The organism is Lysinibacillus sp. FSL R7-0073 (assembly GCF_038009065.1).
GTDB lineage: Bacteria > Bacillota > Bacilli > Bacillales_A > Planococcaceae > Lysinibacillus > Lysinibacillus fusiformis.
In genome coordinates, this window is sequence record NZ_JBBPAS010000001.1 from 3557013 (window position 1) to 3581252 (window position 24240).

General features: G+C 37.4%; 21 protein-coding genes. 4 read left to right on the forward strand and 17 right to left on the reverse strand.

Going from position 1 to position 24240, the window contains the following annotated elements:
• Positions 1–39: 39 nt before the first annotated feature.
• From pnpS to citZ, 6 genes are all read right to left on the reverse strand, one after another.
• Positions 40–1572: a two-component system histidine kinase PnpS gene (gene pnpS, locus MKY88_RS17840; protein ID WP_069482312.1), complete on the reverse strand. Its 1533-nt coding sequence runs from the start codon at positions 1570–1572 to the stop codon at positions 40–42.
• Positions 1569–2285: a response regulator transcription factor gene (locus MKY88_RS17845; protein ID WP_012295616.1), complete on the reverse strand. Its 717-nt coding sequence runs from the start codon at positions 2283–2285 to the stop codon at positions 1569–1571. The genes pnpS and MKY88_RS17845 overlap by 4 nt, the downstream gene beginning before the upstream one ends.
• Before the next feature lie 53 nt (positions 2286–2338).
• Positions 2339–2779: a MaoC/PaaZ C-terminal domain-containing protein gene (locus MKY88_RS17850; RefSeq protein ID WP_069482313.1), complete on the reverse strand. Its 441-nt coding sequence runs from the start codon at positions 2777–2779 to the stop codon at positions 2339–2341.
• A 283-nt stretch (positions 2780–3062) separates the two neighbouring features.
• Positions 3063–4001: a malate dehydrogenase gene (mdh, locus tag MKY88_RS17855; RefSeq protein WP_193832849.1), complete on the reverse strand. Its 939-nt coding sequence runs from the start codon at positions 3999–4001 to the stop codon at positions 3063–3065.
• A 183-nt stretch (positions 4002–4184) separates the two neighbouring features.
• On the reverse strand, positions 4185–5447 hold the full coding sequence (gene icd / locus MKY88_RS17860; protein WP_025114483.1) for an NADP-dependent isocitrate dehydrogenase: 1263 nt from the start codon (positions 5445–5447) through the stop codon (positions 4185–4187).
• 79 nt (positions 5448–5526) lie between these two features.
• On the reverse strand, positions 5527–6642 hold the full coding sequence (gene citZ / locus MKY88_RS17865) for a citrate synthase (RefSeq protein ID WP_025114482.1): 1116 nt from the start codon (positions 6640–6642) through the stop codon (positions 5527–5529).
• Positions 6643–6880: 238 nt separating this feature from the next.
• Here citZ and MKY88_RS17870 point away from each other — a divergent pair, with 238 nt between their 5' ends.
• A complete protein-coding gene (locus MKY88_RS17870; protein ID WP_069482315.1) occupies positions 6881–7846 on the forward strand; it encodes an AI-2E family transporter in 966 nt (321 codons plus the stop codon).
• Here MKY88_RS17870 and MKY88_RS17875 read toward each other — a convergent pair.
• The 8 genes from MKY88_RS17875 to MKY88_RS17910 form a co-directional block, all read right to left on the reverse strand.
• Positions 7830–8219 (reverse strand): FxsA family protein, encoded by a 390-nt coding sequence (locus MKY88_RS17875; RefSeq protein ID WP_193832850.1) that lies wholly within the window; start codon positions 8217–8219, stop codon positions 7830–7832. The genes MKY88_RS17870 and MKY88_RS17875 overlap by 17 nt on opposite strands.
• A gap of 226 nt (positions 8220–8445) precedes the next feature.
• Complete coding sequence (gene pyk / locus MKY88_RS17880; RefSeq protein WP_193832851.1) at positions 8446–10206, reverse strand: pyruvate kinase; 1761 nt, start codon at positions 10204–10206, stop codon at positions 8446–8448.
• Between the two features lie 26 nt (positions 10207–10232).
• Positions 10233–11192 carry a 6-phosphofructokinase gene (pfkA, locus tag MKY88_RS17885; protein WP_008176840.1) on the reverse strand — a complete coding sequence of 320 codons (960 nt, stop codon included), beginning with the start codon at positions 11190–11192 and terminating at the stop codon, positions 10233–10235.
• A 311-nt stretch (positions 11193–11503) separates the two neighbouring features.
• Positions 11504–12460: an acetyl-CoA carboxylase carboxyltransferase subunit alpha gene (locus MKY88_RS17890; RefSeq protein WP_193832852.1), complete on the reverse strand. Its 957-nt coding sequence runs from the start codon at positions 12458–12460 to the stop codon at positions 11504–11506.
• Positions 12453–13310 carry an acetyl-CoA carboxylase, carboxyltransferase subunit beta gene (accD, locus tag MKY88_RS17895; protein WP_069482319.1) on the reverse strand — a complete coding sequence of 286 codons (858 nt, stop codon included), beginning with the start codon at positions 13308–13310 and terminating at the stop codon, positions 12453–12455. Before accD ends, MKY88_RS17890 begins: the two co-directional genes overlap by 8 nt.
• Positions 13311–13334: 24 nt before the next feature.
• Positions 13335–13976 (reverse strand): FadR/GntR family transcriptional regulator, encoded by a 642-nt coding sequence (locus MKY88_RS17900; RefSeq protein WP_258268738.1) that lies wholly within the window; start codon positions 13974–13976, stop codon positions 13335–13337.
• 132 nt (positions 13977–14108) lie between these two features.
• On the reverse strand, positions 14109–17192 hold the full coding sequence (dnaE, locus tag MKY88_RS17905) for a DNA polymerase III subunit alpha (RefSeq protein ID WP_328203971.1): 3084 nt from the start codon (positions 17190–17192) through the stop codon (positions 14109–14111).
• Positions 17193–17213: 21 nt separating this feature from the next.
• Positions 17214–18158, reverse strand: a complete 945-nt coding sequence (locus MKY88_RS17910; RefSeq protein WP_083244729.1) for a DHH family phosphoesterase — start codon at positions 18156–18158, stop codon at positions 17214–17216.
• A 90-nt stretch (positions 18159–18248) separates the two neighbouring features.
• Between MKY88_RS17910 and MKY88_RS17915 the strand changes: the two genes are divergently transcribed.
• On the forward strand, positions 18249–18554 hold the full coding sequence (locus tag MKY88_RS17915; RefSeq protein ID WP_069482323.1) for a YtpI family protein: 306 nt from the start codon (positions 18249–18251) through the stop codon (positions 18552–18554).
• Positions 18555–18606: 52 nt separating this feature from the next.
• Here the strand turns inward: MKY88_RS17915 and MKY88_RS17920 are convergent, their stop codons facing one another.
• The gene (locus MKY88_RS17920) at positions 18607–19914 is read right to left on the reverse strand and encodes a DRTGG domain-containing protein (protein ID WP_008176826.1); all 1308 of its coding nucleotides are present in this window, start codon (positions 19912–19914) and stop codon (positions 18607–18609) included.
• 152 nt (positions 19915–20066) lie between these two features.
• Positions 20067–20750, reverse strand: coding sequence for a metal-dependent hydrolase (locus tag MKY88_RS17925; RefSeq protein WP_340814339.1), 684 nt, complete (start codon positions 20748–20750; stop codon positions 20067–20069).
• Positions 20751–20982: 232 nt separating this feature from the next.
• Here MKY88_RS17925 and MKY88_RS17930 point away from each other — a divergent pair, with 232 nt between their 5' ends.
• Positions 20983–22071 (forward strand): M24 family metallopeptidase, encoded by a 1089-nt coding sequence (locus MKY88_RS17930; RefSeq protein WP_340814340.1) that lies wholly within the window; start codon positions 20983–20985, stop codon positions 22069–22071.
• Positions 22072–22271: 200 nt separating this feature from the next.
• On the opposite strand, the gene ald is transcribed toward MKY88_RS17930, so the two are convergent.
• Positions 22272–23387 (reverse strand): alanine dehydrogenase, encoded by a 1116-nt coding sequence (ald, locus tag MKY88_RS17935; RefSeq protein ID WP_340814341.1) that lies wholly within the window; start codon positions 23385–23387, stop codon positions 22272–22274.
• Positions 23388–23789: 402 nt separating this feature from the next.
• Here ald and MKY88_RS17940 point away from each other — a divergent pair, with 402 nt between their 5' ends.
• Positions 23790–24239, forward strand: a complete 450-nt coding sequence (locus tag MKY88_RS17940) for a universal stress protein (protein ID WP_008176818.1) — start codon at positions 23790–23792, stop codon at positions 24237–24239.
• Position 24240 lies beyond the last annotated feature (1 nt).

The following is a 24240-nucleotide window of genomic DNA, read 5'->3' on the forward strand; positions in this document are numbered from 1 at the left end:
CAAATATGAATGTAACATTTTGCTCATGTAAAGGATTTGTTAATTTTTCGGAATCATCACAATCATTGTTGTCCCTACGCCCACTTCACTTTCTACTTGAATGCGTCCATGATGGGCCTCTACAAGATGCTTTACAATGGCTAAGCCTAAGCCTGTTCCACCTGAATTTCGGCTTCGAGCACGATCAACGCGATAAAAGCGCTCAAAGACTCGGGCTATTTCATGCTTTTCAATTCCGATTCCTTGATCTTCAATTTCAATAATGCCATGTGTTTCATTTTCCTTTAAACGAATGGACACCGTTGTATTTTCTGGAGAATAGGTGATGGCATTGGTAATTAAATTCGTCACGATCTGAATAATACGATTGGCATCTCCCATTACTTGTACATCACGGTCAATATCCACTTGGAAGCTCATATTTTTTTCATCTAATCGTGGCGCTGTTAGCTCTGCTCCACGAATCAGCACATCCTGCAAGCCCATTGGCATAATGTTGACCGTGAAGCCATGCTGTTCAATTTTAGAAAGCTCTAACAAATCCTGAATGAGCATTTGAAGACGATTACTTTCTTTATAAATAATTTCTAAAAAAGATATTAACATTTTTTCGTCTTTATAGGCTCCATCCAATAAGGTTTCAGAAAAGCCTTTAATAGAGGTAATAGGTGTTCGCAATTCATGGGATACATTGGCAACAAAATCTTTGCGAATTTGCTCTAAACGGACAAGCTCCGTTATATCATGCATAACAATGACAACGCCTAACCATCGTCCATGGTCCCCAATAACAGGTGCTCCATATACTTCTTTATTATAAAGCTCCTGCTTTATCTCCATTTTAATTTGCTGTCGATAAGGCATCTCTGTAAGAAATACGTGATCGATAAACTGCTCTAATGATTTTGGTAAGCCAATTGTCCTGAATACCTTCCCCTGAACTTCATCAATCTGCATTCCAAAACGTTCTAAAAATACGCGATTCACGATTGAAATATTGCCCTCACGCCCAATCATCATGAGAGAGCTACCCATATTTTCGATTAACGTTTTCAGCCTCTCTTCCTCTACTTCACGGACCGTCGTAATATCCTGTAAATTACGAGCCAAAATATTAATAGAATGACTTAACGGAATCATGCGTTCATATTCATTTTCCTGTGCACGTGCACGATAGTTCCCCTTTGCAAGTTCAAGAGCCGTTTCCGTAACATTATCGATTGGTGCTGTAAAATTCCGAATCATATAGCGACTGACAATCCCAATTAAAATCAATGTAATAGTAAAAAGAATGGCCAATATGATATAGAGTCTAGCTCGCACAAAGGTCAAAGAATCCTCTAGATCCAAGCTCTGTGATGCGAATAATGCTTCTTGATCTTCCTGTGAAAGCTGGAGTTCGCGTTCATCTATTACTTGAGTCATTGATGCTTGTTTATGAGTATTTGCATCCTCATTGTATTGCTTAATATAAACAGGAAAAAGCTGACCTATAACAATCATTAGGACAGCTAATATCGTTCCAAGTAAAAGCATGAATGTCAAAAATAAGCGGTTGCTCATTGATTTCATGACGTTTTCGGCTCCTCAAATTTATAGCCAAGCCCTCTGATTGTTTTAATAAACATTGGCTTACGGCTATTTTCTTCAATTTTATCGCGAAGGTGGCTAATATGAACATCCACAATTCGAGTATCGCCAGCAAAATCATATTTCCATACAGCACTTAATAGCTGATCACGTGTTAATACACGATTTTTATTTTCAAGTAAGTAAATAAGTAATTCAAATTCCTTTGGCGTAAACTCCAGTGCCTCATCTTGTAAAAAGACTTCAAAGCGTTCTGGAAATACACGCAATTGTCCAAACTCAAACATTTTCTCTTGAGGTTCATCTTTCTCATCTGATACTACATTTTGTGTAAAACGTCTTAAAACAGCCTTAACGCGTGCTAGTACTTCCCGTGGACTAAAGGGTTTAGTCATATAATCATCTGCGCCTAATTCTAGACCAAGTACTTTATCAAATTCGTCATCTTTTGCTGTTAACATTATGATCGGCGTATTCATACGCTGTTGACGTATTTGTTTGCATACTTCCATACCATCTAGTTTAGGTAGCATCAAATCTAACAGGATTAAATTAGGCTGTATGTCAATTGCTTTTTCCAGACCTTCTTGTCCATCTGCAGCTGTTTCCACTAAATAGCCAGCCTGTTCTAAATTATATTTCAATAATGTTGCGATTGAAAATTCATCTTCAATAACTAATATCGTTTTTGTCATAATATAATGCCTCCGTTAGTGATTTGAAACCCCCATTTCAAATCTCAAGACGTCTATAATGCAAGTGGTGGTGTCACCAACAACATACCTTCAATCACAAGCTGCTTTTGCTCATTATAAGAGTGTACAGACACAGTAACCGTATTTTCGTATTTATTGACTGCTGTTACCTCTAAAAGCGTATCAAACAATTCATAATGATAGAGAGGCCCTAAATATTTTAAATGTTGCTCAATAATTCGTGCACCTGGTCCTGGAATATACTTTGATACAGCTGATGTAATAATACCATTTAACATGATGGTCGGGACAATCGGTTTTTCAAAAGGTGTCATCGCCGCATAATCATGTTGAATATAAAGCGGATTACTATCGTTCGTGAGCCCTAAATACAACAACAGATCTCTATCCTCAATCTTTTCAGTTATATGGATCTTTTCGCCAACTGTAATTTCATCGATTGTCAGACCAAGTTTACTATTTTTTTGAAGCAAAGATACGCCAACCCCTTTTCTATCATACTACATTCATAGTATCAATTTTATGCCAAAAGTACAACGAAAAGCCGAGTACCTTAAGCCTCCCAATACTTATGCATAAAAAAACGAGCAGGAGTTACCTACTCGTTTTCTTAATTCAGCAAATACTCATGTACCGATATTGCAACTTCAGATATAGGGCATTGCTTATATTTTTTTCGATAGCTGACATAGAGAGAAATCGACATGCTGTCCTAAAGATTCTGGCCTAAAACGCCTTAAGTCGGACATCATTAATCTATACTAAAATTTTCATCACGTTGCGTACTGCATCTGCCGATTGGTCTAAAGCTGCTTTTTCTTTGTCTGTTAACTCAAGCTCAAAGATTTTTTCTATACCATTTTCGCCAAGTAATGTAGGAACACCCAGATATAAATCGCTATAGCCATATTCACCTTCTAAATAAGCAATAGATGGTAGAATACGCTTCTGATCTTTGATAATTGCTTCAGCCATTTCAATCAATGCAGCAGCAGGTGCATAATACGCTGAGCCGTTACCAAGTAAGTTAACGATTTCAGCACCACCATTACGTGTGCGATCTACGATTGCTTCTAGACGTTCAGCAGAGATTAATGTTTCTAATGGAATACCGCCTGCAAATGAATAACGTGTTAAAGGCACCATCGTATCTCCATGACCACCTAATACAAAACCAGTAATGTCTTTTACTGAGACATTCAACTCTTCTGCGACAAATGCACAGAAACGCGCCGTATCAAGAACACCAGATTGACCGATAACACGATTTTTTGGGAAACCAGTTTCCTTATAAACTGTGTAGGTCATGGCATCAACTGGATTGGTAAGGACGATAATTGTGGCATTTGGTGAATGTGCGGCAATCTCTTTGGACACTGTTTTCATGACGCCTTGGTTGATTTGTACAAGATCATCACGACTCATACCTGGTTTACGGGCTACCCCAGCTGTAATAATGACTACGTCAGAATTAGCTGTATCCGCATAATTTGATGTACCTTTTACATAAGCATCAAAGCCTTGTATTGGCGCTGCTTCCCACATATCTAGAGCTTTTCCCTTTGTAGGATTTTCTGCTTGTGGGATATCCACTAATACAACGTCACCAAGTTCTTTCTGAGCTGCTAAAAAAGCTGCGGTAGCACCTGTAAATCCTCCACCGATTACTGATAATTTTTTACGTTTAAGAGACATTTGAATACGCTCCTTTAAAATGGGTTTATATATTTTAAAAGAGGGAGGAGAAATACATCTCACTCCCTCGATTAAACAAGTTCATCGTAAATATTTTATTTAACGAAAATTCACTTTTACCCTAATTATATCGGCATTTAAAAGTATACTTTTACGTGAAAATTTCTATATCAGAATAGAAAATTATAAGTTTTTGATTAACTCATTAGCGAATTCTGAACATTTCACTTCTGTAGCGCCGTCCATTAAACGAGCGAAGTCATAAGTTACAACTTTAGAAGAAATTGTATTCTCAACAGATTTAGTGATCATGTCAGCAGCTTCTTGCCATCCTAAGTGTTCAAGCATTAATACACCTGAAAGTAATACTGAAGATGGGTTTACTTTATCTAAACCAGCATATTTTGGAGCTGTACCGTGAGTAGCTTCGAAGATCGCATGTCCAGTAACATAGTTAATGTTAGCTCCTGGAGCGATACCGATACCACCAACTTGTGCAGCAAGTGCATCAGAAATATAGTCACCATTTAAGTTCATTGTAGCTACTACATCGAACTCAGTTGGACGAGTTAAGATTTGTTGTAAGAAGATATCAGCGATAGAATCTTTCACTAAGATTTTGCCAGCTGCTAAAGCATCAGATTGAGCTTTGTTTGCTGCTTCTTCACCTTGTTCAGCTTTGATAGCATCGTATTGGTTCCAAGTGAAAGTTTGATCAGCAAATTCTTTTTCTGCTAATTCATAACCCCATTTTTTGAATCCACCTTCAGTGAATTTCATGATGTTACCTTTATGAACTAAAGTAACAGATGGGCGTTTATGTTTAATTGCGTATTCGATAGCAGAACGTACTAAACGCTCAGTACCTTCTTTAGATACAGGTTTAACACCGATACCAGAAGTTTCTGGGAAGCGGATTTGATTTACACCAAATTCAGATTGTAGGAAGTTGATGATTTTTTGAGCTTGTTCTGAACCAGATTCGAATTCAATACCAGCGTAGATGTCTTCTGTGTTCTCACGGAAGATAACCATATCAACGTCTTCTGGGCGTTTAACTGGAGAAGGCACTCCATCAAAGTGACGTACTGGGCGTAAGCATACATATAAGTCAAGTTGTTGACGTAATGCTACGTTAAGAGAGCGGATACCACCACCGATTGGTGTAGTAAGAGGACCTTTAATTGCAATTAAGTATTCATTAATTTTGTCTAAAGTTTCTTGTGGTAACCATTCACCAGTTTGGTTAAATGCTTTTTCACCAGCTAAAACTTCTAACCATTCAATTTTCTTTTCACCGTTGTAAGCTTTTTCTACTGCTGCGTCAATTACGCGTGATGCTGCTGCCCAGATATCTGGACCAATTCCATCACCTTCGATGAAAGGAATTACTGGATTATTTGGTACATTAAGTACGCCATTTTCAACTACAATTTTGTTTGACATTCTGTTGCCTCCTAAATTCATAATCATAGGACTGTGTTAGTGATAACACAGTCCCAAACATTCTAGCATATTTTCCAAATTAGCGCTCGCTGATTGGAACATATTTTTGCATGCCTGGTCCAACATATTCAGCACGTGGACGGATTAGGCGGTTATTTGCATATTGCTCAAGGATGTGTGCCACCCAACCTGAAGTACGTGATACTGCGAAAATTGGTGTGAACAGGTCATGATCAATACCTAAAGAATCATACACTGACGCAGAGAAGAAATCTACGTTAGCTGGTAATTTCTTTTGTTCAACGATCATGTCATGGATTTTAACTGACATTTCATAAAGCTCTGGTTTACCAGTTAGTTCAGTTAATTTTTTAGACATTACGCGTAAATGTGGTGCACGAGGGTCGCCTTTGCGATATACGCGGTGACCGAAGCCCATGATTTTTTCTTTGTTGTCTAATTTATTTTGAATGTAAGATTCAACATTTTCAAGAGAGCCGATTTCAGTTAACATCTTCATAACTTGCTCATTTGCTCCACCATGAAGTGGCCCTTTTAAAGCGCCGATTGCCGCAGTTACACCAGAATAAACATCTGATAATGTAGCTACACATACACGTGCAGTGAATGTAGATGCATTTAACTCATGGTCAGCATGTAATACTAATGCTTTGTCGAATGCTTCAATTTCAATATCTGCTGGCTCTTCGCCTTTAAGCATGTATAAGAAGTTTGCCGCATATCCTAGTTCAGGTTTTGGTGAAACTGGTTCTAAACCTTTACGAACACGTGCAAAAGCAGTTACTACTGTAGCAATTTTAGCTTGAAGACGAATTGCTTTACGGTAGTTTGCTTCTGGATCCATAACATCCGCTTCTTCATCGAATACACCAAGTAGAGATACTGCAGTACGTAGTGCAGCCATTGGATGTACAGTTGAAAGTGGGTATGTTTTGAATTGGTCGACAATCGCTTGCGGAATTGACATATTGTCTGCCAATTGTTGTTTTAACTCAGCTAGCTCGTCCGCTTTTGGTAAACGAGTATGCCATAACAAGTAAATTACTTCTTCAAATGACGCATTTTGTGCTAAATCATCAATGTTGTAACCAACATATGTAAGTGTGTCATCGATAATTGAACTGATTTTAGATTCCGCTGCTACGATACCTTCTAATCCTTTAGTTGCTGACATAAATTATCGCTCCCTCATATTTATATTTTGTTGTAAATGCGTTTTTTTCTTGCATTTACGGATTTTGCTCATATGAACCATTAAGTAAATCGCTTACATTGCTATTATAATCATTTTTGACAGCTTTGTGAATGAAAATCCTCTAAATAAAGAAAAAGACGTCCGAACGACTATATATTTGTCCTAAAGAGTTTTTATTGTATTTTTTGACATTATGATTTGAGGTGAATTTGTTAAAATGAGGAATTTAAAGTATTTTTCATACGAAAGAACCACAAGTATTTTACTTTTTATTTTTTATTTAGTCATACTTTGGTTTGTATTGCCAGTATCACTTGCGATTTTTTTGTCATTTTCGACGTACCCTGTCATAAATTTCTTGCATAAGTATTGCAGGATCGCCTATTGGATAGCAGCAATAATTGTGGAGGTATTGATTTTAACTTGTATTTTTTTGCTTGTCGTCATATCCATTAACAGTGTGATTGTCATCTTTCCAGAGATTCGTAATACATTACAAAACTTCCCACTTTTTAGTGAATATGAATCGATGTTTATACAAGTTTTAAAGGAGAAATCACTTTCTATTTTTGATTCGATCATCATATATACAGCTGATCTTTTCCAATTATTAATGAAACATGTCATTGAGGTTTTCATATTCTTGATCGCCTATTATTTCGCTCTCCTTGAAACACGTAAATCACGCTATTGGTTTTTTCAATATGTGCCAAAGAAATATCGTCATGAGTGGCAATCACATTTTGCGAAAATCATGCAACTTTTTCATTATTTTTTATTTGTGGAATTTCAATTATTTACAATAACCTTACTTATTCTTTGTGGAGGCTTTATGATCCTTCAATTTGAACAAGCTATTATTAAAGCTTTTATTGTAGCCTTCGCAGATGTCCTGCCATTTTTCGGTATCGGTGTATTTCTTGTGCCGATGAGTATTTATTTTTATTTCAATGGAAATACATTTTTATGTGTAGCTATTTTACTGTTGTATTTATTTGTACAATTAACAAGGCAGCTAGCTGACTCAATGCTTTGGTCCAACACGCTTCAATTACGTACATTCCATACATTTTTCATCAGCGCCGCCTCTATTCTACTATTTGGTTTTTATGGAATATTACTTAGCCCAATCTTTTTATTTTTAGCGGTTAAGCTAAAAGAAAACTCTATCTTTGAACGATAATAAATTGACCTTTTTTCATTTTTTTACGCATCCAATAATAGACAACGGGTTGGAACATTTTTCGTGAAAAAGGCAGAAGCAGTAGTAAGCCGATAAGATCTGTAATAAATCCTGGTAATGCTAAAAGTAGCCCACCACTAAAAGTTAATAATGTATCAACCAATGCAGATCCCGGAGCCTCTCCACGTGCTAAAGTATTTTTTACATTTTGGACAGAATTCATACCTTTATTTTTCATTACATAAACCCCAAGTACACTAGTGGCAATAATGAGTAATAATGTACTTAAAACACCAATGTTTTGTCCTATAACTATTAATAACGCCAATTCGGCTATTGCGTAGACAATGAAACCAAGAAAAATTTTTCGCATATTTTTCTCCTTCCTACTTGAAAAGGTATACCTTTTATACGTTATTATAGCCCATTTAGTTTCATAAAAAAATGAATGCCTCCCATCAAATAATACCAAATCACTTATCTTTCTTGATGGTGATATAAAAAGTAGCTTTCCATATAGCACGAAATATAGTTAATTTATACAACCCTTATTAAAAAGCTCTAGTACAACAAATCGCACTAGAGCTTTTTGTTTATATTTAAAGAACGCTAGCATGTCCTTTATAGATAACGCCTGTTTCAGCGTCCATCGTAATTTCTTGACCATGGCGTAATAACGTTGTTGCTTCTTTTACGCCAACAATTACTGGAATACCAAGACTTAGTCCAACTACTGCAGCATGACTAGTTAGTCCACCTTCTTCAGCAATTAGCCCAATGCAATTTTCTATTGCTGGCATCATTTCACGGTCTGAACCAACTGTTACAAGGATGCTTCCTTCTGTATCATAAGCAAGTGCTTCAGCTGCATTTTTAGCAATAACCGTTTTACCTACAACGGATGCCTTGCCAATCCCTTGACCACGAGCAAGTAAATCGCCAATAATGTGTACTTTCATTAGGTTTGTTGTACCCGCTTCACCAACTGGCACACCTGCTGTAATTACAACAGCATCACCATGTGTGACGAAACCGTGTTTCAAGCTTTCATCTACAGCTAATTCTAAAATCTCATCTGTTGTTGTAACACGTTGGCAAACAATTGGGTGCACACCCCACACTAAAGTTAATGTTTGAGCCGTATTTGTTGAGCCTGTTACTGCAACAATTGGTACACCTGGTCGATATTTTGCAATCATTCTAGCTGTATTACCACTTTCTGTTGGTGCTAATACTGCTTTAACACCTAAATTAATAGATGTGTAAGCAACTGCTTGTGAAATAGCTTCCGTCATATTGGCTTCTTTTTCACGACTACGTGTAGAAACAATCGATTTATAATCTAATGAATCTTCAGTACGTTGAGCAATTTTATTCATTGTTTGTACTGACTCCACTGGATATAGACCCGCAGCAGTTTCTCCTGATAACATGATTGCATCTGTACCATCGATGATGGCGTTCGCTACATCACTTGCTTCTGCACGTGTTGGACGTGGGTTACGTTGCATAGAATCCAACATTTGAGTAGCCGTAATAACTGGTTTCCCTACTTGATTACATTTTAGAATTAATTTCTTTTGTACAAGTGGTACTTCTTCTGCTGGAATTTCAACACCTAGATCTCCACGTGCTACCATCAATCCATCGGACACAAGGATAATCTCATCGATATTATCGACACCTTCTTGGTTTTCAATTTTCGGGATGATTTGGATATGCTCACCGCCATTTTGCTCAAGCAACTCACGAATTTCAAGCACATCTTTTGCTCGACGAACAAACGAGGCTGCAATGAAATCAACACCTTGTTTAATACCAAATAAAATATCTTGTGCATCCTTTTCTGTAATACCTGGAAGTTGTACAGAAACACCTGGTACGTTGACACCTTTTTTATTTTTCAATACACCAGCATTTTCTACAATCGTATGAATTAAACCTTTTTCAACATCTGTAGCTAATACACGTAATTGGATAAGACCATCATCAAGTAAAATAATTGAGTTTTGCTCAACATCTTCTACTAATTGCTCATAAGTAACAGAAAAGCTTGTCTCCGTACCTTCCACTTCAGTCATTGAAATATCAATCACTTGACCAGCTGATAAATGAAGCTCACCATTTTTCATATTATGCGTACGAATTTCAGGACCTTTTGTGTCTAATAAAATCCCTACTGGTTTATTTAACTTTTGTGCCACTTCACGAATTAAATGAATTCGTCCCGCATGCTCTTCATGAGAGCCATGTGAAAAATTCAAGCGGGCTACATTCATACCTGCTTCAATTAATTTTTCTAATGTTTCTGGTGACTCACTTGCAGGTCCAATTGTACATACGATTTTTGTTTTTCTCATTTTTGCCCACTCCGTTTATAACAAAATTATATTGATAGTTCTTTCATAAGTGTGTATAGACTTACATCTGCCTCATGATTTTTTTCAAAAGCCTCCGGCATATCGTAATCGATAACTTGATGATTGCGAATACCTACCGCTCGGCCATACTTGCCTTCCATTAGTAACTCCACTGCATGTGCGCCAAACTGACTTGCCAATACGCGATCACGTGCAGTTGGTGAACCACCACGCTGAATATGACCTAACACAGAAACTCGTGTTTCTTTTCCAGTCTTTTCTTTTATCAACTTAGCTAGTTCATTTCCAGACATAACGCCTTCTGCAACAATAATGATACTATGCTTCTTCCCACGTGCTGCGCCACGATCTAAGCGTGCCACAATATCATCTAAATCATAATCCTCTTCTGGAATTAAGACTGTTTCAGCACCGGCAGCAAGTCCTGCCCATAAAGCAATATCCCCTGCGTCACGACCCATAACCTCAACTATGAAAGAATTTTCATGAGAAGTAGCTGTGTCACGGATTTTATCAATGGATTCTACAACTGTATTGAGTGCCGTATCAAAGCCTATCGTATATTCTGTCCCAGGAACATCATTATCGATAGTTCCTGGGACACCTACAGCAGGGAAGCCTTTTTTCACTAAATCCATAGCCCCTCTATAAGAACCATCACCACCAATGACAACAAGTCCTTCAATGCCGGCAGCTCGTAAATTTTCAATGCCTTGTAGTTGCACGGCATCTTCTTTAAATTCTGGACATCTGGCAGAATTTAAATGGGTACCACCACGCTGAATAATACCACCAACTGAACCTAGATCAAGTTCTTCTAAATAACCTTTTACTAAGCCCTCATAACCATGTTTAATTCCGACAACATCAATTCCATGGAATGCTGCCTTACGAACAACCGCTCGAATAGCTGCGTTCATTCCAGGCGCATCTCCACCACTAGTTAATACAGCAATTTTTTTCATTGTCGAACCTCCTGCAGTTACTATTATTATTCACATTAACATGAAAAAACAAACTATGTAAGGGTTCTGGGGATACAAAAACATAACTTTTACATAAAAAATGAAAAGAATGCGCTTTCACACACTCTTTCCATCCAAAAACATCCTAAATCTAACATTTTTTCAAGAAGTCTGACGTTCAGATTGCGTACCTAGCTTCTTTAATTTTTATAGCTTTTTAATATGTTAAGTAACAAATTTTGTCTCTTAACGAGCAAATTCATATCCCCATTTTTTTGACGCTATCAGAAGATAGGCTTCCAAAAATGGTTTTATACTTCTGTATATTGTCCGATTTTTTTGAACTTCTCATAACGATCGTCAATTAATTGTTCTCCATTTAGAGAATTTAATGCATGAAGTGTAGTGCTGATGCATTCTTTAATATAAAGTGCCTGTTTTACTACATTACGATGCGCACCACCAATAATCTCAGGGATGATACCATCTATAACACCAAGCTCTTTTAAATCCGGTGCCGTTATACGCATTGCTTCAGCTGCCTGCTTAGCTAGGCTACCATCACGCCATAAAATTGACGCCGCTCCTTCTGGAGAAATAACGGAATATGTTGAGTTTTCTAGCATAAAGACACGGTTTGCAACACCTAATGCTAGCGCACCACCACTTCCTCCTTCTCCAATCACAATACTGATGACTGGGACTGTTAAGCCTGCCATTTCAACAAGGTTTCTAGCGATTGCTTCACTTTGCCCACGTTCTTCAGCAGCTTTACCTGGATAAGCACCTTTTGTATCAATAAAACAAATTATTGGTCGATTAAATTTTTCTGCTTGCTTCATCAAACGTAGGGCTTTACGATAACCTTCTGGGTGCGGCATACCAAAATTACGTCGTATATTTTCTTTTGTAGATTTTCCACGTTGGTGTCCGATTATTGTTACAGGTTGCCCTTCAAAAATACCAATTCCACCAAGGATCGCAGCATCATCACCAAAAGTACGATCTCCATGCAATTCAATGAAATTCTCACATATCGCTTCAATATATTGTAAAGTGGTAGGTCTTTCTGGATGTCTTGCAACTTGCACACGATCCCACGGCTTCATATTCGCATAAATAGATTGCTCTAATTGTGATAACCGTGTTTCTAATTTTTCTATTTCACCTGTCATATCTACATCTGCTTCAGTAGCTATTGTTTTTAATTCATCAATTTTTTCTCGTAATTGGATAACTGGTTCTTCAAACGCTAAATTTTTAGACATGTTGCACGCCGCCTTTCGTATGCATTTTTACAAGTAAAGAAACTTGTTTACGTAAATCTTTGCGAGGGAAAATGGCATCAAGTTGGCCATGCTCTAATAAAAATTCTGCTGTTTGGAAATCATTCGGTAGTTTTTCTCTTACAGTTTCTTCAATAACACGACGACCAGCAAAGCCAATTAATGCTTGTGGTTCTGCAATATTTATATCACCAACAGAGGCAAAGCTTGCTGAAACCCCACCAGTTGTAGGATGCGTTAAAATGGAAATAAACAATAAACCTTGATCGCTATGACGCTTTAAGGCAACACTTGTTTTTGCCATTTGCATTAAAGACAGTACACCTTCTTGCATACGCGCACCACCACTAGCCGTAAAGATAATAAATGGCACACCTAATTCAGTTGCTTTCTCTACTGCACGAGTAATTTTTTCACCCACAACTGAACCCATAGACCCCATACGGAAGTGAGAATCCATAATGGCAACAACAATTTCTTCTCCATCTAATGCACCAACGCCTGTTAGTACAGCTTCATTCAAGCCTGTTTTTTCTTGGTCAGCTGAAATTTTCTCCACATATGCTGGGAAATTCAATGGATTGCTTGTTTGTAAATGATCATCCATAGAAACGAATGAACCTTCATCCAAGAAGTAGTCTACACGTTCTTGTGCAGTCATTTTGAAATGATGACTACATTTTGTACATACTTTATGATTTTTTTCTAGTTCTTTCGTTAATTGAATATGGCGGCATTCAGGACATTTTGTCATTAATCCTTCTGGAAATGAATTTTCCTGTCCATCCTCTTTCTTTTTTCGATTACCACTAAATAAGCTACGTATTGCCATGTTTGACTCCCCCTTTGTTGTTGTCTAAGTGCTTTGTACAGTACTCATCCACTGCTCATAAGCTTTTAGTGCTTCTTTTTCGTACCCTAGCTGCATCGATTTCAACATGGTTTGAATGATTATTTTTTCATCTTCTGTTGAGTTTCGATTTAAACGGTCGCCATCATAAGCTGCCAATTGAAACCAGATTTTTAATGATAAACGATTACCTGTTGTGATTAAAAGTTCTCGCAATATATCACGACAATTAATCATACCTTCTAATTCTAGTTTCACAAAAAAACTATCCCACACAGGTAGTGTGCGAAGAATCTCTGTACAACTTATTACGCGAATAGCTTCCTTTTCATGAATTTGCCGCGTATATTCGACATCTTTTTTCGATTTTTCATCTTCTAATATAAACATCGACAGAATTTCTACAAGCTGATGCTTATGTGTGGAAGCAAGAAAAGTACCACCACCATGTCTCGTTTCAATAAGACCTAGCAATTCTAGACTTCGCAATGCCTCTCTGACAGAGGATCGCCCGACACCTAGACGCTCAGATAAGACTCGTTCTGAGGGAAGCTTTTCACCTGCTTGAATTTTTTCCATTTTTATGAGTTGACGTAGTTGTTGGACGATTTCTAAAAACACTTTTTTTTGTTCGGTTTTTTTATCCATACGACTAACTCCCCTTATCAAAAAAGTGGTCAGACCACTTTTTAACGTTGACTCTAGCTTACAAAATTACTGTTCAAAAGTAAAGAAAAAACTGCATAAAATTTAATGCAGTTTCTAAATTCTCGTTTCATTTTATATCTTTTTCCTCGTTTGCGCATGTTTTACTTTAATTTGTGGCTTTCCAAAACGTCTTTCTAAAGTTCCTTCTATAAACAGAATTTCATCTTCTATTAACAAGTCTTGAACGAATTGGAAAACTTGTGGAAATAACGTAACAGAAACAGTTCCATGCTCATCCTGTAATTGAACAAAGGCCATCTGCTCTCCTTTTTTGGTACGAATTTTTTTTACTTCATCAATGACACCAATCATCTTCACATACGTACCATCCCGCATCTGCTTTAACTCACGACATGTACTATTCACATCAGCCCAATATGGTCTTTCTTGCGTAACAGGATGGGCAGAAATGTAAAAACCTAAACTTTCCTTCTCATGTATCAATTTTTCTTTTTGTGGCATATCATCCACCTGCATATATTTGGGCTTTCCAAAGCTAAATTCTGTAGCAGTTGTTATATCAATATCCTCAGTTGGCCGTAAAAGTTCAGCGTGTTTTAAAGCAGCGTCAATTGTCATGATTAGTATTGCACGGTCTTTCTCTAGATAATCTAGGGCTCCTGCATAAATTAATGATTCTATTATTTTCGGTTTAAAATGCTGTGCACTTAATGCTACAGCTAAATCAAAAAGGTTATGCAATGCCTGGGGGTTCGTTTGGCGCAAAGTATTGATATTCTCAATAAAAGTATGAGGGACGCCTTTAATTCCTGATAAGCTATAACGTATTCCCTCTTGCTCGACAGTAAAATACTTTGTACTGTCCTTTAATGAAGGTGGATAAAATGGGATACGTTTGTCCTTGGCCTCTTGCACTAGCTGTTGAATTTTATCTATATTTCCCGTTGCATTAGATAATAATGCGGCGTAAAAGCTTTGAGGGAAATGAGCCTTTAAATATGCCATTTGATAGGAAATAACACTATAGGCTACAGCATGACTTTTAGGAAATCCGTAATCGGCAAAGCGGACAATTAATTCGTACACCTCTGTCGCCACATGTTGTTCATAGCCTTGTTTTAATGCCCCTTGCACAAAGGCAACCTGTTGCTCCTCTAGCACTTGGCGATTTTTTTTACTAACTGCACGGCGAAGTAAATCTGCTTGTCCCATTGAGAATCCTGCAAGCACAGAGGCAATCTTGATAATCTGCTCTTGATAGACAATTACACCAAAAGTCTCTTGTAAAATGGGCTCTAGCACAGGGTGAGGCATAACAACCATTTCTTTGCCGGCTTTTCGTCTAGCATAGACAGGTATAAATTCCATTGGACCTGGACGATAAAGTGCGTTTACGGCTACAATATCTAAAAAGTGTGATGGATGAATGTCACGTAATGCTTGTTTCATTCCTTCTGATTCTAATTGGAAAATACCTGATGTATCACCCTTTTGCAATAAATGAAAAGTCTTTTCATCATGCATAGGAATTCGTTCAAAATCAATCCATGGTCCACCAGCTTTATAAATGGACCAACGCATTTGCTCTAAAATAGTAAGATTACGTAAACCTAAAAAATCCATTTTGACGAGACCACATGCCTCTATATCCCCCATCGGCCATTGTGTGCAATAGATGCCTTCATGTCCATCCTCTATGGGGACTGTATTTACTAATGGAGAGGGTGCAATAACAACGCCTGCCGCATGGGTAGAGGAATTTCTCGGCAAACCCTCTAATTTTAGCGCCACTTCAAACCAACGCTGATGTTGGTCATCCTCAGAGAGCCAGCTCTGTAAATCATATGATTCTTCTATAGCCATTTGTAATGTAATGCCTGGTTTATTCGGTATCATTTTAGAAATTTTTTCCAACGTCTCTGCACCAAAACCAAAAACTCTCGCGACATCTCGAGCAACTGCTTTGGCAGACAATGTACCGAATGTAATGATTTGCGCCACATTGGCTTTACCATACTTTTGTGCAACGTATTGGATCACTTGATGTCGTTTACTATCGACAAAATCAATATCTATATCAGGTAAAGATATCCGCTCAGGATTTAAAAATCGTTCAAATAATAAACCATAGGCAAGGGGGTCTACTTGCGTAATAGCTAAACTATAGGCAACCAGTGACCCAGCGGAAGAACCACGACCAGGTCCAGTCAAAATTCGATTGTCTTTCGCAAAGCGCATAAAATCAGCTACTACTAAAAAATAATCAGCGAAGCCCATTGAACATATTATTTCAAGCTCATATTGTAATCGTTCTCGGTAACCATTTGGAATATCCATCTGGTTGAACCGCTCCTCTAATCCAGCAAATGCTTCTTTAACAAGTAAGCTTTCAGATGTCTCACCAACTGGCACAGGAAATTTAGGCATTTGTACAGACATTTCTGGGATGATAGCGTGACAGCTGGCAAGCATTTGTCCACAAGACTCTAGCCATTCTGGTCGATCAACAAACCAACTTTGCCACTCTGGTGCTGTAGGTGCATAATAACCTTGTAAATTAGCTGTTAGCATCGTATCGCCAAGCTTGTCTCCCGTATCGATAGCTCTTGCTACTTCGTATGCAAAATGATCATCAGGACGTAAAAAATAACAGCTTTGAACGGCTACAAGTGGAATCGTCTGTCCTTCACACCACTCTACAAGTTCTTTCTCATTAGCTTGCGTTACCCCTCCAGGTCTGGTAATTCCCATATAAAAATGATGCGGAAAGAGATGGGCTAAGGCAGAAACTAATGCATGACAATCTTCTAAATCACCTATATCATCTGAAGAAAGCAATGCCAAGCAGCCTGCTGCATAGCCCTCTAGCCATTTCCAAGGTAGCACTTCATCTTCCCTAATGGAAACCGCACTACTAATTTTCAATAAATGCTGGTAGCCCTCCTGAGACTGTGCATACAGCACAAGAGGAAACGTTTTGTCATGCCATTGCACCTTTACTGAAAGCCCAATGACAGCATGTATATTTGCTTGCTGCATGGCTTTACAAAAAGGCAAAAGCCCGTACAATTTCGTATTTACGATTGCACAGGCCTGTGTCTTTTGTTCTTGTAAAAAAGGAATCAATTGCTCAAGCCGAATTGTGCTTTTCAATAAATCCGCGCTCGTATGCATCTTTGTGTATACATGTGTCAAATGAATCCCTTCCTTTTCTTTTTAATGATACGCTTTACAAATCTCTTGTAATCTTATGATGACGTCATCTGCCTCTTTCCATGAATAAGCCGTAGCTCCAGAAGCCAGCGGATGTCCACCACCATTAAACTCTTTTGCTAATGTATTAATAATTGGACCCTTCGAACGTAAACGCACACGAATTTGATCTTCTTCTTCAATAAATACAACCCACGAACAAATCCCTTTAACACTTCCTAGGCAGCCTACTAGCAACGATGCCTCTGATGGTACAATATCATGTTCTGCTAATAATTCTTTTGTTAGCTTTACATGGGCTGCTCCATACTCATCCATTTTAAAGTTCTGATAAATATAACCTTGTAAATTGAGCAGTTTTTGCTCCATTTCATACATACCATCAAAAATTTGATTTCGATCAAAATCATATGTAATCAGGTCTGCGGCTACTTTAAATGTTTTAGCAGTAGTACTTGGGAATTGGAATCTACCTGTATCCCCTACAATTCCTGCAAATAATAATCGTGCAGCAGTATCTGACAGTTGCCAGTTAGCTACTTCCTTACCTTCCTCATACAGCTCGTAAATCATTTCACTGCAAGAACTTGCTGTCGTATCAACCCATAAAAGATCACCATAGGCATCATCATTTGGATGATGATCAATTTTAATCATCATTTTTCCCTTTGTATAGCGTTGATCGTCAACACGTTCTGTATTGGCTGTGTCAGTCACAATTACTAAAGCATGTTCATAAACGGCATCGGCTACTTGATCAGGCTGTGCCATAAATGTTAAGGAAGCATCATGGTCACCTACAGCAAAAACCTTTTTCTCCGGATAATTTGCTAAAATTAATTCTTTTAACCCAAGTTGTGAGCCATATGCATCTGGATCCGGTCGTACATGACGATGAATAATGATTGTTTCATAGGCAGCAATTGTGTCGATGATTTGTCTTTTCACAATAAATTCCTCCAAAATGATAGTAAGAACCGTTAGCATTTTTCTACAATTATCGTTACAATAATGTCTAGTTATGCTAGGAGGTTTACTATGCTCAATTTATTATTTGTATTTGCGATAATTATATCTTTTGTCTTTTATTTCTATTTTAAAACAAAACAGTTCCGTTCTTCATTACCAATCGCTAAAAATTGGTATAAAAGTAAGGCTAATATCGGCTTCGGTTCATTCCTACTGTTTTTCGGATTCAATCAAGCCTATTTATTCCCTAGCTTATATACATTTATAATTGTAGCAATTCTTGTCGTGCTAGGCATCTTTGTCGTAGTAGAAAATACGAAAAAAGCGCGTCATTATGGTCAATTTGTTGAGGAAGAATTTCGCATTAATCGATAATATGTAACAAAGGGATGACCAAGCAATTGCGCTAGGCCATCCCTTTCAATCCTTAACGTTCTAACAGCTGGAACATCATCATTGCTTTACCAACAAGTATTTGTTGATTATACACTTCAAAATCCATTTTCACAAACTTACGACTCATGTCTAAAATTCGTGGCTTGACTGTAAGTGTACTTTCCATTTGTACTGGTTTAATAAAGTAGATGGTCATATTCTCGGCTACTGCATCTCCACGTTTTCGACGCTTTAATGCAAATGAACCCACTTCAGCTAATAGAGTTGTGAAAGCACCGTAAGAAATCGCCCCGTATTGATTCGTCATTTGAGGTGTAACTTTAAATTCCACGACGAGCTCCTCATCACCAAGTACCTTCATCTCATTTTTCACTAAATCATCTATAGTTTCACCATGCTGGGGCTGTCTTTGAGCTAGCTGTAGTGCTTTAAGCACGTCCTGACGACTAATGACTCCTTGTAAAATGTTGTCATCATTTACGATTGGTAATAGGTCAATTCCTTCCCAAATCATACGATGCCCGGCTGAAGCAACACTCATTTTCATAGAGCCAGCAATTGGATTCTTCGTCATAACCTTTTCAACTAGCTCATTTTCCTCTCGACCAATAACATCTTTTACAGTAATCATTCCGACAAGTTTATTTTGATGAGTGACAACTGGGAATGCACCGTGTGTTGTGCGTTCATTTAACTTTTGGAAATGACGGATGGTTTCATCATTTTTTAACGCTGCTGTGTCAGTCATAGGAACATAAATATCTTCAATAAATAAAATATCCTTTTTGATGAGCTGATCATAAATGGCTCGGTTAATCATCGTTGCTACAGTAAACGTATCATAGCTAGTTGAAATTATTGGTAAATCCAACGAATCAGCAAGTTGTTTATTGGCATCCGTCGTATCAAAACCACCAGTAATTAAAACAGCAGCACCTGCTCGAAGGGCATTTTCATGGGCTTTAATACGATTCCCTACAATCAATAAGCTACCTGCATCTGTGTAGCGCATCATGTCTTCTAATTGCATGGCTCCTATGACAAATTTCGTTAACGTTTTATGTAGACCTGATTTTCCACCTAAAACTTGACCATCTACGATATTAACAATTTCTGCAAAAGTTAAGCGTTCAATATTTTCTTTCTTTTTCTTTTCAATGCGAATTGTTCCAACACGTTCAATTGAACTTACTAAGCGACGGTTTTCTGCTTCTTTTATAGCACGATATGCAGTCCCTTCACTCACTTGCATTTCCTTCGCGATTTGACGTACTGAAATTTTATCGCCCACTGGTAGTGACTCGATGTATTGTAAAATTTTCTCATGTTTTGTAGACAAAATATCACCTATTTCCTAAGCTTCAATTCTGCTCTTAGTGTACCATATTTTTTATAAAAATATTTAATATAAAGTGATCAAATTGTTTAAAAACCCCCACCATTTCAACTACCAGCGTGGTGTCAATTCATATAGTACAGCATTATCAACGATTAGAAACAGTTTACTTTCTCACCAGCTTTTAAAATTTGAACCTCTGAGTTTTGTACTAAATCAGCAAAAACCTGTGGATCTTGCTCGATAGGTGGGAATGTATTGTAATGAATTGGCACGGCAATCTTAGGCTTTAAGAATGAAACTGCACATGCAGCGTCTTCAGGACCCATTGTAAAATTATCACCGATTGGTAGGAATGCTATATCTATTGGGTGTCGTTCACCAATTAGTTTCATATCACCAAATAGAGCTGTATCGCCTGCATGATAAATCGTTACCCCTTCAACAAACAGTAATATCCCGGCTGGCATACCCATATAAATAATTTCATTTGTCTCTGTTACATAAGAAGAGCCATGGAATGCTTGTGTAAACTTCACTTTCCCAAAATCGAATTCCTTAGCTCCTCCAATATGCATTGGATGTGTTTTTACTCCTTGCCAGGAAATCCAATTGGCTAATTCATTTGGAGCAATGACTAGCGCATCTTTTTTCTTCGCTAGTTCTATGGTGTCTCCAACATGATCATTATGACCGTGTGTTAATAAAATAATATCTGGTTCTTCCTCAGCAACCTTTAAATCTGTTTGTCCATTACCGTTAATAAAAGGATCAATTAAAATTGTTTTCCCATTTGTTTGTATTTTGACAATAGAATGTCCATGATAACTTATTTCCATCTTAATGTCCTCCTTGATTTATTAATGAAAACCCCTCCAATTTAATTCGCTACTCATGCGCTTTTTCCCTTTTTTTGATATGCTTGTACAGAGAATAATCGTATCACTTTCTAACAATTTTATACTTTGTTAGATCACAATTATTCAGTGATTAAGAGGAACAGCCATTTTCTTTAGAAAGTCGAAAGTTCCTCATTAAAATTTCCCATGTACTAAAAAGGAGGACATATTTATGTCAAAGGTTGAAGAAATCCAAAGTTATTTGCAGCAACATCACATTGATGCAGCATTTATCACTACACCTGACAATGTTTTTTACGTTTCAGGCTTTAAAAGTAATCCACATGAGAGATTACTAGGTGTCATGATTTTTAAAAATGCTGAACCTTTTCTAATTTGTCCGCAAATGGAAATTCCAGATGCAAAAGCGGCTGGTTGGTCTTATGAAGTTATTGGCCACCAAGACACTGACAATTCGATGGAAATCCTTGCACAAGCCATTACATCTCGTGAAATTCAACCAACTACGTTTGCCATTGAAAAGGCACAGCTAATTGTGGAACGCTTAGAGGCCCTACAGCAATCCTTCCCACAAGCAAATTTTGTACGTCTAGACGAAAAAATTAATGCAATGCGCGTAATTAAAGATGAAAGTGAATTAGACAAATTACGCAAGGCTGCGGAGTTAGCTGATTATGCTATTGAAATCGGTTGCAAGGAAATTGCTGAAGGTAAAACAGAAATGGAAATATTAACAGCCATTGAAAGTGCTATTCAAGATAAAGGCTGTAAAATGTCCTTTGAAACAATGGTCTTGAGTGGACCTAAAACGGCCTCTCCTCATGGTCATCCAGGTGCACGTAAAATAGAAAAAGGGGATATGGTACTATTTGACCTTGGTGTCATTTACGATGGCTATTGCTCTGATATTACACGTACGGTTGCCTTTGGTGAGCCAAGTGAAGCACAAAAAGAAATTTATCATGCTGTGTTAGCAGCTAATCAAAATGCCGTTTCAGCTGTGAAACCTGGTGTCCGTGCTATGGACTTAGATAAAATCGCACGCGATACGATTACAGAAGCAGGGTTTGGAGAATATTTCACACATCGTCTTGGACATGGTCTTGGTATTTCTGTACATGAATTCCCATCTGTTACAGGAACAAATGACATGACAATGGAAGAGGGCATGGTCTTTACGATTGAGCCTGGAATTTATAAATCAGATGTAACAGGTGTACGTATCGAGGATGATGTTGTTGTAACAAAAGATGGTGTGGAAGTATTAACAAAATTCCCGAAAGATTTAATCATTCTATAATATAAAAAGGAAGCATCCGAATGCCCTCCTTCAGACTGTAGACAAACTCAAAAACTTTGAGAGTTTGTCTATAGTCTTTTTTCTTTTCCATTGAACTAAAATAAAAGCGTCGTTGATCTTTACTAGAGAAATGTTTGGAAGAAAAATAACAAAATCCTTCGAGAGTGAATTCTCGAAGGATTTTTCATTTTTACATGAAATTATTGAATAAGCTCATCCACATTTACATATGGAAGTCCTTGTGAATCTGCAACAGCTTTATATACTAGTTGTCCATCTAATGTATTGACACCTTTTTTCAGTGCAACATTGTCTAGACAAGCTTGTTTATAGCCTTTATTCGCAATTTGAAGTGCATAAGGAATTGTATTATTTGTTAAAGCAATTGTTGATGTACGTGGTACTGCTCCAGGCATATTCGCAACTGCATAATGTACAACGCCGTGTTTTACGTATGTTGGATCATCATGTGTTGTGACACGATCTGAAGAAGCAAAAATACCGCCTTGGTCAATAGCTATATCCACTACTACAGAGCCTGCTTGCATTGATCGAATCATTTCTTCTGACACAAGTTTCGGTGCTTTTGCGCCTGGAATTAACACAGCGCCAATTACTAAATCGGAAGTTTTTACAGATTCTGCAATATTATAAGGATTAGAAATCAATGTTTGAACATCACGGCCAAACATATCTTCTAATTGGCGTAAGCGCTCAGGGCTTAAATCGATAACTGTTACATCTGCTCCCATACCAACAGCGATTTTCGCAGCGTTAGTTCCCGCGATACCACCACCGATGACTGTTACTTTACCGCGTTGTACACCTGATACACCGCCAAGTAAAATACCTTTACCAGCATGATTTCTCTCTAAGAACTGTGCACCAATTTGTGTAGCCATTTTACCTGCTACTTCACTCATCGGTGTTAATAATGGTAGTGAACCATTTGCTAATTGAACTGTTTCGTAGGCAATCCCTACAACTTTTTTATTTAAAAGTGCCTGAGTCAATTCAACTTCTGGCGCTAAGTGTAAGTAAGTGAATAAGATTTGACCTTCATAGAAGTAATCATATTCAGAAGCTACAGGCTCTTTCACCTTCATAATCATCTCTTGTGACCAAGCTTCTTTAGCAGTTTGCACAATATGAGCCCCAGCTGCAATATAATCAGCATCCGTAAAGCTTGATCCTAAGCCTGCTCCAGTTTCAATGTACACCTCATGACCTGCATGTGTTAAAGTAACAACTCCTGCTGGTGTCATTGCTACACGATTTTCATTGTTTTTAATTTCCTTTGGAATACCAATTTTCATAGTTTCCTATCCCCTTCCATTACGTAAAAAATCAGCATCATTTATGTAATTAATTATTGATGCACCCCTTGCAATTCCATATTACCAAACAAATAAAAAAAAAGCTTTAATTAAAATAAATACAAATAAAATTTCTAACATTTCCAAAATACAAAATATTTAAACGGTGATTTTAGATAATAAATTATTATATTTATAAAACAAAAAGGAAAATTACAGCAATATATAACCTTCTATTACGAAAACCAAAATTACGTTTACACGTTGCTAATAGTGGGAATTAAGTAAATATATTTTCTTCATGAAATGCCTTCACTTTTTCATAATTTTTCTTCCGGAAAGTATTTCCTTTAGAAAATCATTTGGTATAATCAACATATACAAATCAGGGAGGTTTTTCAAATGGCTAATCATTATAAAAGCATTGTGGTTGCAGTAGACGGTTCTAAGGAAGCTGAATACGCTTTTCGTAAATCAATTGACGTGGCGAAGCGTAATGAGGGTTCTGTATTAAATTTAGTGAATGTTATTGATACACGTTCATTCGCTGCGATTGAAGCATACGACCGTTCCATTGCAGAACGTGCTCAAGCATTCTCTGAAGAACTATTAAATGGTTACAAAAAGCAAGCTGAAGATGAAGGTATCGCAAACGTTAACCTAATCATCGAATATGGTTCTCCAAAAAATATTATTACTAAAGAGCTTTCTAAAATTGTAGACGCAGATCTAATCATTTGTGGTGCAACAGGTCTAAATGCAGTAGAACGTTTCCTAATTGGTTCAGTATCAGAAGCAATTGTACGTTCAGCTAATTGTGACGTTCTTGTAATCCGCACACCTGAAAACTAAT

Excerpts from the sequence above, each read along its gene's own strand:
- pyk (WP_193832851.1), bottom strand. The coding sequence starts at position 10,206 with ATGAGAAAAACAAAAATCGTATGTACAATTGGACCTGCAAGTGAGTCA.
- MKY88_RS17915 (WP_069482323.1), top strand. The coding sequence starts at position 18,249 with ATGCTCAATTTATTATTTGTATTTGCGATAATTATATCTTTTGTCTTT.
- MKY88_RS17900 (WP_258268738.1), bottom strand. The coding sequence starts at position 13,976 with ATGGATAAAAAAACCGAACAAAAAAAAGTGTTTTTAGAAATCGTCCAA.
- citZ (WP_025114482.1), bottom strand. The coding sequence starts at position 6,642 with ATGTCAGCAACTAAAGGATTAGAAGGTATCGTAGCAGCGGAATCTAAA.
- pnpS (WP_069482312.1), bottom strand. The coding sequence starts at position 1,572 with ATGAAATCAATGAGCAACCGCTTATTTTTGACATTCATGCTTTTACTT.
- MKY88_RS17870 (WP_069482315.1), top strand. The coding sequence starts at position 6,881 with ATGAGGAATTTAAAGTATTTTTCATACGAAAGAACCACAAGTATTTTA.
- icd (WP_025114483.1), bottom strand. The coding sequence starts at position 5,447 with ATGTCAAACAAAATTGTAGTTGAAAATGGCGTACTTAATGTACCAAAT.
- mdh (WP_193832849.1), bottom strand. The coding sequence starts at position 4,001 with ATGTCTCTTAAACGTAAAAAATTATCAGTAATCGGTGGAGGATTTACA.
- pfkA (WP_008176840.1), bottom strand. The coding sequence starts at position 11,192 with ATGAAAAAAATTGCTGTATTAACTAGTGGTGGAGATGCGCCTGGAATG.
- MKY88_RS17875 (WP_193832850.1), bottom strand. The coding sequence starts at position 8,219 with ATGCGAAAAATTTTTCTTGGTTTCATTGTCTACGCAATAGCCGAATTG.
- MKY88_RS17925 (WP_340814339.1), bottom strand. The coding sequence starts at position 20,750 with ATGGAAATAAGTTATCATGGACATTCTATTGTCAAAATACAAACAAAT.
- MKY88_RS17890 (WP_193832852.1), bottom strand. The coding sequence starts at position 12,460 with ATGTCTAAAAATTTAGCGTTTGAAGAACCAGTTATCCAATTACGAGAA.
- MKY88_RS17940 (WP_008176818.1), top strand. The coding sequence starts at position 23,790 with ATGGCTAATCATTATAAAAGCATTGTGGTTGCAGTAGACGGTTCTAAG.
- accD (WP_069482319.1), bottom strand. The coding sequence starts at position 13,310 with ATGGCAATACGTAGCTTATTTAGTGGTAATCGAAAAAAGAAAGAGGAT.
- MKY88_RS17845 (WP_012295616.1), bottom strand. The coding sequence starts at position 2,285 with ATGACAAAAACGATATTAGTTATTGAAGATGAATTTTCAATCGCAACA.
- MKY88_RS17930 (WP_340814340.1), top strand. The coding sequence starts at position 20,983 with ATGTCAAAGGTTGAAGAAATCCAAAGTTATTTGCAGCAACATCACATT.
- ald (WP_340814341.1), bottom strand. The coding sequence starts at position 23,387 with ATGAAAATTGGTATTCCAAAGGAAATTAAAAACAATGAAAATCGTGTA.